The organism is Streptomyces sp. SID13031 (assembly GCF_010548305.1).
Lineage (GTDB): Bacteria > Actinomycetota > Actinomycetes > Propionibacteriales > Kribbellaceae > Kribbella.
Genome location: NZ_JAAGLV010000023.1, coordinates 117,296 through 128,928, shown reverse-complemented (window position 1 = coordinate 128,928; position 11,633 = coordinate 117,296). Strand labels below are relative to the sequence as shown.

Genomic DNA, 11,633 nt, shown 5'->3' with positions numbered 1-11,633 from the left:
CGTTGGATGTCGGGATGGACTACCGGTTCGTGACGCGTCCGATCCGGCGTGCGCTGATCCGCCGCGACAAAGGCTGCGTGATCTGCAAAGCCCCACCGTCGCATTGTCACGCCCACCACATCATCCATTGGGCCGACGGCGGCCCGACCTCGATCACGAATCTGGTGTTGCTGTGCGGTGGCCATCACCGCGCAGTCCACGCCGACCACTGGGCCGTGAAGATCACCAACGGCGTAGTCCAAGTGACCCGCCCCGACTGGACCGTGCCCACCCCCGGCCGCCTCACCATGCCCTCCGTGAACATCCCGGCGACCCCGAACAGCCCAACGCCTCCCGACGCCCCGTGGCCTTCGGACAGCCCGGCGACTCCGGACACCCCACCGTGGCCGGACATTCCGCCGACTCCGGGTGCCGCGCGGGCACCGGGCGCCTTGACACTGGACGGGACCGCACCGGGCTGGTTCGCGCCCACCACCGCCGCCGCAGCCTGGTCGTGGTCTGTCAGCGTCAACCCTGATGACCCCCAGCTAGACCGGCTACGCCCCACTGCTCTCACTCCAGCCAACTCCCCGGCCACAGGTCTGTCCTGGCTCACCCCAGAATCCGTCGCCGACCTCAACCCCTGGGGTGAAACCGGCACCCCCTCCACCGGCCCCTAACCATCACCGCACCACGGCACCCGCCGCCCCACGAGCACCCGCAAATTCGCGGTGCCCTGCCGACGCGCGGGTACCCGCCGACTCACGGGCACCACCCACGGCCACCGGCCGATTCGCGGTGCCCCCGCCGACCCACGGCCCCCGCAGATCGAGGTGCGCTCCCGACGCACGGGCATCTGCCGCCCCATGGGCACCGGCCGATTCGTGGTGCCCCGGCCGACTCACGGGCACCACCCATGGGCACCGGCCGGTTCGCGGTGCCCTCGCCGGCTCACGGGCACCCGCCGACTCACGGGCACCCGCCGATCCACGGGTACCGGCGGATTCGCGGTGCCATACCGATGCACAGGCATTCGCCGACCCCGGGCACCACCTACGGCCACCTGCTGATTCGTGGTGGCTGCCGACCCACAGAACCCGCCGACTCGCGGTCCCGGGGCACAGCGGCCGATCCAGGGCACCCGCCGGTTCGCGGCGCCCGCCGTCGCATGGGCCATCCGTCGACTCGCGGGCACCACCCCGCGGGCGCTGGCCGATCCACGGCATCCGCCGACTCGCGAGCACCATCCACGGGCGACTGCTGCTCCACGGCACCCCGCGGGTTCGTGGTGCTCTGCCGATGCGCGGCATCTGTCGACTTGCAGGCACAACCCGCGGGCGCTGGCCGATCCGCGGGCGCCTGCTGTTCCACGGCACCCGCCGGTACGCGGTGCCCTGCTGATCCACAAGCATCCGTCGGCTCGAGGGCACCATCACGTGGGCACCGGCCGATCCAGGGCGCTGGTCGGCTCGCGGGCATCCGCCGATTCGTGGTGCCCCGCCGACCCCATTGCACCCGCCGACCCCATGGCACCTGCCGATCCAGGGGGATCCCGCCGGCTCGCCGTGCCCCGCGGTGCCCCGCCGTGCCACTGCACCCCCGCCAGGCCGACTGACCTCTAGTGGACGCCAATCATCTAGGCCCACACACTTCTGCGCTCTGCACCCCACACGAAGCCAACTAGACCGGAATCAAGCGCGCCGGGGCTGAGAGTGAGCCTTCTGAACCGTGCCGTATTCCTCGCCTAGGCGAGGAATACGGTCCAACCTGGTGGCTGACTGGCTGCAGCACCATGGATGGTGACTCGGCAGAGGCGACGCGGCGAACCCAAGTAACCAGACGCGTCCTCTATCTTGAGCAAGATGTCGCACCTGGTGATCATTCGCGGAAACTCCGCGTCGGGAAAGTCCACCCTCGCGCTGGAGCTCCAGCGTGCGCTCGGCTGCGGTACGGCCAACGTCGGACAGGACCACCTTCGGCGCGTGATCTTGCGGGAGCACGACGTGCCGGACGGTGACAACATCCATTTCATCGCCGAGACCGTCCGGTACTGCGTCAGCATCGGCTACAACGTGATCCTCGAAGGAATCCTGTACTCGCCTCACTACGGCACGATGCTGCGCCAGTTGGTCGAGGAGCACCCTGGGCCGACCCACGTGTTCTACCTCGACGTACCCCTCGAGGAGACGGTGCGACGCCATGAACGTCGCCCGATGACAGTCAGCTCCGACAAGATTCGTGAGTGGCACCACCGTCTCGACCTCCTGGGCGTACCCGGAGAGATCACTGTCGACGGCTGCCCCGACCCACAGGAAACGCTGGCCCTCATCCTGGATCGCATCGCCCCAGTGGCGCCACTGCAGCGCAACTTCGACGCAGCCCGATTCCTGTAGAAGAACCCGTTCGACTCCTCACAAAGGCCGGGCGCAGGCCCCGCACGGATCCGCCACCGACATGCCTCTCCGGCAACCCACTGGCGGCGTCATTCGGCGTGCCGAAGAGGTCGGTCGACTCGCCGATTCGGGGCTAGCGCACGTAGGTATTGCGGGCGAGGTTGTAGGCGAGGTCTTGGGCTACGCGGAAGGCGTCGTCTTCCTCGAGGCGGTGTTCGACGACCAGTTTGGCCAGGTGGCCGGCGTCGATCCGGCGGGACAGGTCGTGGCGGGCGGGGATGGAGAGGAAGGCGCGAGTGTCGTCGACGAAGCCGGAGGTGTTGTAGAAGCCTGCCGTCTCGGTCACCAACTCACGGAAGCGCCGCATTCCGTCGGGGCTGTCCAGGAACCACCACGGCGCACCGAGCCGCACCGCCGGGTACACGCCCGCCAGCGGCGCCAGCTCCCGGGAGTACGTCGTCTCGTCGACTGTGAACAGCACCAGCCGGAAGCCCTCGGCGTGCCCGAACTTGTCGAGCACCGGTCGCAACGACCGGGTGAACTCCGTCACCACTGGGATGTCGTGCCCTTGGTCTGGTCCGTATGTCGCCTGGATCCCGGAGTGGTGATCGCGCAGTACGCCGGGGTGGAGCTGCATCACGAGCCCGTCCTCGGCAGACATCGCCGCCATCTGGAACAACATGTGCCCGGAGAACGCAGCCGCATCCTCAGCCGATATCTCGCCCCGCAAGGCCGTCTCGTAGATCCGCGCGGCCGCCGCATCGTCGAGCGGGGTCGCCGCCGCGCTCGAGTGCCCGTGGTCCGTCGCCAGCGCCCCGGCTGCTACGAACGCCTGCCGCCGTTGCCTCAACGCCTCCAGATACCCCGCGTACGACGATGTGTCGATGTCAACCCGTACGCCGAGCTCGCGCGCCAGGTCGCTCCAGCCCGGCCGGTCGAGATGGAGGACGGCGTCCGGCCGGAAGGTGGGGATGACCCGGCCGGGAAGAGCGGTGGCGAGCTTCGCGTGCTGCGCCAGGTCGTCGGTCGCCGCGTCCGTGCTGGAGATGATCTCGATCCTGAACCGGTCGAGCAACGCGCGGGGCCGGAACTCGGGCTCCGCCAGCCGCGCCGAGATCTCGTCATACAGCTCGTCGGCGGTCTCCTCGGACGGTGCGACCTTCAGGTCGAGCACCTCGGCGAACTCGTGCTCCAGCCAGTACCGGCTCGGGGTGCCCAGGAACAGATGCCAGTGGGAGCAGAACTCGCGCCAGATGTCGCGCGGCTCCGCGGTCCGTACGCCGTCCTGCCGGGGCAACCCCAGCCGGTCGGGGGAGACCCCTTGCGAGACCAGCATCCGGGTCACGTAGTGGTCGGGCACCACCAGCAGGTCGGCCGGGTTGCCGAAGGCCTCATCCGCGGCGAACAGCCCCGCGTCGACGTGCCCGTGGAAGCACAGCAACGGCAGGTCCTTGGTGGACGCGTGGATCCGACGAGCCACTTCCCGGGCCTCGCCCGCAGGCAATGCGCGGTCCGGATGAGGCTGCAGGGCCTTCGGCATGAGTCCTCCGTGGGGTCTGGCTGCAACAGGAGCTGAAAGGATTGCAGCCAGACCAGAGTCACATAAGTCCTGTAAATTAAGGAAATCCGGCGTGTCGTCCACAGCGCGCCGAAGCCAGCTTGACACGAAGCTGCAACCGATTGCAGACTCAGCTCACGACCCGATTCGACGACCTGGAGGTGGGAGATGCCAGCGACCATTCGTGACGTCGCCCGGCTGGCGGGTGTCTCCGCGTCGACGGTGTCCCGTGCGCTGTCCCTGCCGGACGTGGTCAACGTCGCCACTCGGGCGCGGGTGCAGGCGGCAGCCGAGCAGCTTGGCTACGCACCGAACAAAGCAGCCCGTGGCTTGATCACCGGCCGCACCGGCAACATCGGCCTGGTCGTCCCAGACCTGGCCAACCCGTTCTTCCCGAGCGTCGTGAAGGGTGTCCAGGCCCGCGCCAGGATGCACGACGTGGCCGTCTTCCTGGCCGACACCGACGAGGATGTCGACGCGGAGATCGGTCTCGTCCTCGCGCTGGCCAAGCAGGTCGACGGGCTGATTCTCTGCTCACCGCGAGCCGGCGACGAGGACCTGGCCAACGTGGCCGCGGAGACCAATGTCGTCCTGGTGAATCGGCTGGTCGAGGGCGTGCCCGGGGTCACCTTCGACAACGAGGGCGGGATGCGGCAGGCCATCGCGCACCTGGTCGCGCTCGGGCACCGCAAGATCGCCTGGGTCGGCGGACCGGAGACGTCATGGTCCAGCGCCCATCGCAGCATCGGCCTGTACGCGGCCGCCCACGACAACGGGGTGAAGCTGGTCGACGTCGGCCACTTCGCCCCGACATACGAGGGCGGTATGGCCGCGGCCGACCAGACCGTCGCCACCGGCGCGACCGCGGTGGTGGCCTACAACGACTTGGTCGCGATCGGGCTGCTGGCCCGTTTGCACGCTCGTGGAATCTCGGTGCCCGACGATCTGAGCGTGGTCGGTATCGATGACATCGCCATGTCCAGGATGTCCCGGCCGGCCCTGACCACGGTGCGGCTGCCCAAGCAGAAAGCCGGCGAGATCGCGGTCGAACTGTTGCTCGCCATGCTCGACGACCCGGATCCGGACACCATCATCGGCACCCGCGGCACGTTGCACGGAGAGCTGATGGTGCGGGACTCGACCGGCGTGGCCACCGGGCCGGTCCGATCATGATGCCGCGGAGGCAGTTGCCGTCTGCTCGACCTATGCCCCGCCTGGAGGATGGAACGGTGCAGACATGGTGATTCCCGACGTACTGGTGATCGGCGAGATCCTGCTGGAGCTCAGCTCTACCGAGCCGTTGGATGCCGGCGTGGCACTGACGCTCAACTTCTCCGGCGACGCGCTCAACGCGGCGGCCGCCGCGGCTGCCGCGGGTGCGCACACGGCACTGCTCGCGCGGGTGCCCGATGACGAGCTGGGTGATCGGCTGCTCGAGAGAGTGGTTGCTCTGGGCATCGATACGTCGCAGGTACTGCGGGTGCCGGGGCAGCACGGTCTCTATCTGCAGCACGCCGATCCGTCCGGGGCGCGGGAGTTCACCTATGTCCGCCGGGGGAGTGCGGGCTCGGGGCTGGGGCCTGGCGACGTGCCGCTCGAGCTGGTTGCGAAGGCGGGCGCGGTGCTGGCGAGCGGAATCGCCTGCGCCATTTCTCCGCTGTCGGCCAAGGCTGTGCGCCTTGCGGCAGCCACCTCGCGATGCTTTGTCTACGACCCGAACTGGCGTCCGCGCCTGGTGAGTGCAGTAGGCGCGGGCGAGCACCTGCGGGCGCTCGCGCAGTACACGCGGCTTGTCACCCCAGCCTGGGCGCACGAGGCGCAGTTGGCCACTGACGCAACTGATCCGGTCGCAGCCTGTACGGCGATCCGCGCGCTCGGCGTCGACGCAGTCGCCCTGACTCGCGGCGCCGAGGGCGTACTCCTCGACGACGCCGGCCGGATCGTCGAGATCCCGGTGATCCCCGCCCCCGCGGTGGTCGACCAAACCGGGGCAGGCGACTCCTTCGCCGGCACCGTCACCGCGCGACTAGCTCTCGGCGACACCCTCGAGGATTCAGTCAGGCTGGGCGTGGCGGCAGCCTCGCTCTCAGTCGGCGGCCTCGGCGGCACCGGCCACGTCGCCACCCTCGCCCAAACCCGAGCCCACGCAACCAACGCGATCAATGTACCTGCGGGGGAGCCCCAAGCCCACGCGACCAACGCATCCGCGAGGGAGCCTCGGGCCTGCGTGACCAACGGAGCAGCGGAGGTGTCGGCATGAGTGCGCGACTGAGCCTGGGCAGCCTTCCTGCTGTTCATCGGCCTGAAGTTGATCCGGGGAAGGTGTCGGTCGGGATCGTCCATCTCGGCCTCGGGGCCTTCCATCGTGCGCACCAGGCGGTGTTCACCGAGCAGGCCGCGGCGATGAGTGGGGCGACGGGGTGGGGGATCTGTGGGGTCAGTCAGCGTTCGGCTGCGGTTCGCGAGCAGCTTGCTCCGCAGGACGGGTTGTACTCCGTCCTGACGCGCGGACCCGGCGACCCGAGTGTGCGGGTGATCGGCAGCATCCGCGAGGTGCTGACCGCGCCGGAGGACCCGGATGTGGTGGTGGCCAGGATCGCCGACCCGGCCGTTGCGGTGGTGACGCTGACCGTGACCGAGAAGGGCTATCGAGCTGCCGCCCAGGGCGGGCTCGACCTGACGGATCCGGAGATCCAGGCGGATCTCGCAGGGCGCCCGCCCAGGACGGTGGTGGGTCAGTTGGCAGCCGGGCTGGCTCGGCGTACCGGGAACGGTGCCGGGCCGCTCACGATCGTGTCGTGCGACAACTTGGTGGCCAACGGCCCCTTCCTTCGCCGATTGGTGGAGGACTATGCCGCCGCGTCACCAGACGCGAAGCTCCTGGCCGAGCAGTTGGAGAGTGCGCGCTTCCCGGCCAGCATGGTGGATCGGATCGTGCCTGCGACGACCGATGCCGACCGGGACGAGGCTGCGGCGCTGCTCGGCGTACGGGACGAGGCTGTTGTGGTCGCGGAGCCGTTCCTGCAGTGGGTGATCGAGGACGACTTCGCCGGTCCGCGGCCGGAATGGGACAAGGCGGGGGCGATCCTGACCCGCGATGTCGCGCCTTGGGAGCAGGCAAAGCTGCGGATGCTCAACGCGACGCACTCGATGCTCGCGTATCTCGGGGCGTTGCGCGGCTACGTGACGATCGCCGAGGCCGTGCGTGACGAGCAGTTGGCGGGTCTTGCTGCTGAACTGATGAGCGCCGAGGTGATCCCGACGCTGACGCCGCCGGACGGGCTCGACCTGACGGCGTACGGGGAGAGCGTTCTGGAGCGCTTCGCGAACCCGGCGCTGAAGCATCGCACCGCGCAGGTCGCGATGGACGGCTCGGTGAAACTCCCCGTCCGGCTCCTCGGCACGATCCGCGATCGGCTGGCCGACAGCACGGAACCGCGGGTGGCGTCCTTGGCTGTCGCCGCGTGGATGGTCTATGTCGCGGAGGCGACAACCTCGGGTACTCCACTGGATGATCCACAAGCCGCCAGACTCCAGGCAGCTCTCGGCGGAGCCGGTACGACGCCGGCCGCGCTGGTCGACGCGCTGCTCGGGGTCGAGTCCGTGTTCGGAGCAGACCTCCCTGCCAACGCGGTCTTCCGCTCCTTGCTGGTCGAACACGTCGGACAGCTCACCAGGTAGGGCGGGGTCTCTGCTGCTCCGGGCAGGTCGGAGGGCTTGCGGGGTATCTGCTGCTCGGGCGGGTCAGACAGCTCGCCAGGTAAGGCGGCTCTCGACGGTCAGGCGGTTCGGAGGGCTTGCGGGGTAGGGCGGGGTCTCCTCTGGTGGGGTGGGTCGGACGGCTGGTCAGGTCTTGCTTGCTGAAGCGCGTTGGGGAGCACGGGCAAATAAGCAGCGGCCGTCGCGAGATGCTGCTCGCGACGGCCGCTGCCTGTGGCCCGGCTGTCACCTGGGAGAGGGCAACCGGACGAATCAGTCAGCCGGTGGTGAACTTGCTGCCGGTGTCCAGGCCGGCGGCCTGCCACTCGGCGGCGCTGAACCACTGGCCGAACTTCTGGAAACGGTCGGCGGTCAGGCTGTCGAGGACGTACTGGTTGCCCTTCAGGATGACCTCGCCGATGGGGATGGCGGCGCCGGAGTTCTGGACCATGCCGGTCGAAGTGGTGCCGCCGCGCATCGTCACCGTGTTGCCGGTGACGATGACGTCGCGGAGGACGTTCAGGCCCCAGGGGCCGTTGCCTCGGGTGCGGGACTGGATCGAGATGCCGTTCACGTTGCCGGCCAGGGTGTTGTTGCGGACGGTCACGTTCGTCGACGTGTTGACGTTGATGCCGCCGCCGTCCCACAGCGAGCGGCCGGAGCCGCGGCCAGTGCCGAGGCCGTTGCCGGTGATCACGTTGTCCGAGATCACCCCGTTGCGGCCGATCTCGTAGCGGATGCCGTCCGCGGCGTTGTCGACGATCTTGTTGTCGCTGAACACCCGGTTGTCGTCGTAGGCGTCGCTCCACAGCCCGACGCCACGGTTCTCCTTGATCAGGTTGCCGGTCACCGCGCCATTGGTCGACCAGGTGGTCTTGATCCCGCCGGACTCCCAGTCGGCGATCCAGAAACCGTCGGTGTTGTTACCGCTGACCTGGTTGCCGACGATCCGGCCGTTGGTGGTGCTGTACTGACCGACGCCGAGCTGACCGTTGGACCGGATCAGGTTCTTGTCCAGCACCGCGCCGTCCGCGTTGACCAGCATCGCGCCGATCGCGTGGTTCCAGCGGATGTCGTTGGCGAAGACCCGCCAGCCGTTGCCGAGAACGACCGCGCCGGCCTGGGGCACGCTCGCGAAGTGCTCGACCGTCAGCCCGACGACGGCGACGTTCGTTCCGCCCGACTGGATCGCGGTCGCCGTCTTGGACATCTCCACCGACTGACCCGACGGATTGTCGCCCAGGTAGACGGCGTTGCCCGCGTAGTCGGCGTAGAAGGTGCCGGCAGCAACCTTGTCCCGGGTCTTCACCCGGGTCAGGTGCTTGCCGTTCAGGAAGAGCTGCTCGCGCAGGTAGCAGATGTTGGCGACGTTGTCCTCGCACTGCCCGCTCATCCCGTACGCCGTCGGCAGCACGCCTCGCGTCACCCAGTCACCGTTGTCCGCGGTCCAGCTGGTCAGCGGGATCGACCCGGTCAGTACTGCGCCCTGGTCGCTGGCGAGCGTCATGCTCGCCTTCGGCTGCAACGTACGACTGATCCGGTGCAGGCCGGCCGAGAAGCAGAACGTCGTACCGGCCGGGGCCTTGTCGATCACCTCGGCTGCGTTCTGGTCCGTACCGATCGTGGTGCCCTTGCAGGCCGGGGCCTGTGAAGGGCCGGCCGGGAACGATCCGGGCGGCGCCGGCGTGGTCGGCGGCGGTTGGGTCGGCGTCGACGTTGGCGTCGTCGTCGGAGTAACCGTCGGGGTGACAGTCGGCTTCGTGGTCGGGGCGGTGGGCGTCGGGGCGGGCGTGCTCGGCACGCTGGCGGTCGGCGTCGGGCGCGGGGTATGTCGGGGCCATGGCTTGTGTGGCCGGTCGCCCGGCAGGACGCCGGACTTGTCCTGGCCGAACGCGGACGCGATGTTGGTCCGCGTCCCGGCCACGATCCCCGTGATGGCGACCGCACCGGCTGCCGCGACGCAGATGATGGTCACTGACTTCTTCACTGACGACCCTCCGGGGGTTGGGTACTTGTCCTTCTGCACCCCCCTGGTGCGGCCTTCCCCAGAAGACTACTACTTGCTGTAGTCGTGGCACTACGCAAAATGGTTGCGTAGGCCCCCCAATACCGACCAGGCCTCCCCATGAGCAGGGGAAATCGGCATTCTTCCGAGTCAGTTGCCCCAGGCGTGTTTCAGCTCGTTGCTGGGTGCATCAATTGCGCTCTGTCATCGAAACTGCGCTCCGTGATGCTTGCCCGGGGCATCGGGCTCGGGAGTTTGGTACCGGCTCAGCTCGTCTGGCTCAGTTCATCTTGAAGGTCCCTGCGGTGTCGAGACCGGCGCTGCGCCAGCCGATGGCGGTCAGCTTGGTGCCGAACTTGGCGAACCGCTGCGCGGCCAGCTTGTCCAGCAGGTAGGTGTTGGCGCTGAAGGTCAGCTGCCCGGCCGGCACCTCGGCGCCGGAGTTCTGCACCATGCCGGTCGCCTGGGTGCCGCCCGTCATCCCGATCGTGTTGCCGGTGACGTGCACGTTGCGGAGCAGGTACCGGCCCCACGGTCCGTCGCCGCGGGTGCGGGACTGGATCGAGACGCCGTTGACGTTGCCCGACACGGTGTTGTTCCGGATCGTCACGTTCGACGAGGTGTTGACGTTGATACCGCCGCCGTCCCACAGCGACGTACCGGAGCCACGGCCGGTCCCGAAGCCGTTGCCGGTGATCGTGTTGTTCTCGATCACGCCGTTGCGGCTGATCTCGTACCGGATCCCGTCGGCGGCGTTGCTGACGATCTTGTTGGAGCTGATCACCCGGCCGTCGTCGGCGACGTCGGCCCACATCCCGACGCCCTTGTTGGACCGGATCAGGTTGGAGCTGACGGTGCCCGACGAGCGCGTCGACTTCATCCCGCCGGATTCCCAGTCGGCGATCCAGAAGCCGTCGGTGTTGTTGTAGGTGATCACGTTGCGGGTCACGTTCGCCTTGAGCGAGCTGTACTGACCCAGGCCGAGCTGGCCGTTGTGGTGCACCAGGTTGCGGTCGATCCGGGCGTTGTTCGCCTTCACCAGCATCAGGCCGACCGACTTGTTCCAGCGGACCTCGTTCGCCTTCACGGTCCAGCCGGGGCCGGAGACCAGCGCGCCGGCCTGGGCCGGGCTGGCGAAGTGCTCGATGGTGAGCCCGCGGACGGTGACACCGGGTTGGTTCGACTCGATCGCGGTCGCCGTCTTGGACATTTCGACCGCATGCCCAGCCGGGTTGCTACCCAGGTAGATCGCGTTGCCGGCGTAGTCGGCGTAGAAGGTGCCGGCCTTCACGCCGGCCAGCGATGCGACCCGGGTCAGGTGGGTGCCGTCCACGAAGACCTGCTCGCGCAGGTGGCAGATGTTCGCCTTGTTGTCCTCGCACTGCCCGCTCATCCCGTACGCCGACGGAAGCGTGCCGCGGGTGACCCAGCGAGCTCCCGACTTGGCCCAGCTGGTGAGGGGCACCGAGCCGGTCAGTACTGCGCGGGCGGAGCTGGCGATCGTCATGTTCGCCTTCGGCCGGATCGTCTGGCTGATCCGGTGCACGCCCGAGGCGAAGCAGAGGGTCGAGCCGGCCGGCTGGGAATTGACCACGGACTGGGCGTTCTGACCGGGCTTGATCACCACACCGCTGCACGGACCTGCGACAGCGGGACCGGCGGCGGTCTCACCGATGACCGGCTCGGCCTTCGACGGCGGGGTCTCGGTGCTGGGCTCGGCCTTCGTCGCCGTGCTGGCCGGCTTCTTGCTCGGAGCAACCTTCTTCGAAGGCGCCACCGTCGGCGGCTTGCTCGAGACGGTGCCCGGGACCTTGGACGGTTGGGCAGTCGGGTGTTTCGAGGGGAGGACTGCCGGACCGGCCGGGCCGTTCTGGGCGGTGTCGCGTGACTTATCGGCGGATGCCGCGTTCTTGTGATGAGTGATGACTGGGTAGGCGACTGTAACGACGGCCAGCGCCACGGCGATAAGGGCTACGAACAACACCCTTCTCGAACCAAA

Annotated in this window: 8 protein-coding genes; 5 read left to right on the top strand and 3 right to left on the bottom strand. The window is 68.5% G+C overall.

Annotation, left to right across the window (positions count from 1 at the left end):
* Positions 1-659 (top strand): HNH endonuclease signature motif containing protein (locus tag G3I17_RS40130; RefSeq protein WP_203591165.1); only part of this gene is annotated, 659 nt, incomplete at its 5' end.
* A gap of 1,182 nt (positions 660-1,841) precedes the next feature.
* The gene (locus G3I17_RS34535; protein WP_164602640.1) at positions 1,842-2,372 is read left to right on the top strand and encodes an AAA family ATPase; all 531 of its coding nucleotides are present in this window, start codon (positions 1,842-1,844) and stop codon (positions 2,370-2,372) included.
* 133 nt (positions 2,373-2,505) lie between these two features.
* On the opposite strand, the gene uxaC is transcribed toward G3I17_RS34535, so the two are convergent.
* Positions 2,506-3,912, bottom strand: a complete 1,407-nt coding sequence (gene uxaC / locus G3I17_RS34530; RefSeq protein WP_164602637.1) for a glucuronate isomerase — start codon at positions 3,910-3,912, stop codon at positions 2,506-2,508.
* Positions 3,913-4,098: 186 nt separating this feature from the next.
* On the opposite strand from uxaC, the gene G3I17_RS34525 reads away from it, so the two are divergent.
* From G3I17_RS34525 to G3I17_RS34515, 3 genes are all read left to right on the top strand, one after another.
* Positions 4,099-5,103, top strand: coding sequence for a LacI family DNA-binding transcriptional regulator (locus G3I17_RS34525; protein ID WP_164602635.1), 1,005 nt, complete (start codon positions 4,099-4,101; stop codon positions 5,101-5,103).
* A gap of 64 nt (positions 5,104-5,167) precedes the next feature.
* Positions 5,168-6,190, top strand: coding sequence for a sugar kinase (locus tag G3I17_RS34520; protein WP_164602633.1), 1,023 nt, complete (start codon positions 5,168-5,170; stop codon positions 6,188-6,190).
* Positions 6,187-7,611, top strand: coding sequence for a mannitol dehydrogenase family protein (locus G3I17_RS34515; protein ID WP_164602631.1), 1,425 nt, complete (start codon positions 6,187-6,189; stop codon positions 7,609-7,611). The genes G3I17_RS34520 and G3I17_RS34515 overlap by 4 nt, the downstream gene beginning before the upstream one ends.
* A 295-nt stretch (positions 7,612-7,906) precedes the next feature.
* On the opposite strand, the gene G3I17_RS42365 is transcribed toward G3I17_RS34515, so the two are convergent.
* Positions 7,907-9,616 carry a right-handed parallel beta-helix repeat-containing protein gene (locus tag G3I17_RS42365; protein WP_164602629.1) on the bottom strand — a complete coding sequence of 570 codons (1,710 nt, stop codon included), beginning with the start codon at positions 9,614-9,616 and terminating at the stop codon, positions 7,907-7,909.
* Between the two features lie 298 nt (positions 9,617-9,914).
* Positions 9,915-11,615, bottom strand: a complete 1,701-nt coding sequence (locus G3I17_RS34505; protein ID WP_203591164.1) for a right-handed parallel beta-helix repeat-containing protein — start codon at positions 11,613-11,615, stop codon at positions 9,915-9,917.
* Positions 11,616-11,633 lie beyond the last annotated feature (18 nt).

What these genes read in the sequence shown, in the direction of transcription:
- G3I17_RS34535 (WP_164602640.1), top strand. Translation starts at nt 1,842, where the DNA reads ATGTCGCACCTGGTGATCATTCGCGGAAACTCCGCGTCGGGAAAGTCC.
- G3I17_RS34525 (WP_164602635.1), top strand. Translation starts at nt 4,099, where the DNA reads ATGCCAGCGACCATTCGTGACGTCGCCCGGCTGGCGGGTGTCTCCGCG.
- G3I17_RS34515 (WP_164602631.1), top strand. Translation starts at nt 6,187, where the DNA reads ATGAGTGCGCGACTGAGCCTGGGCAGCCTTCCTGCTGTTCATCGGCCT.
- G3I17_RS34520 (WP_164602633.1), top strand. Translation starts at nt 5,168, where the DNA reads ATGGTGATTCCCGACGTACTGGTGATCGGCGAGATCCTGCTGGAGCTC.
- uxaC (WP_164602637.1), bottom strand. Translation starts at nt 3,912, where the DNA reads ATGCCGAAGGCCCTGCAGCCTCATCCGGACCGCGCATTGCCTGCGGGC.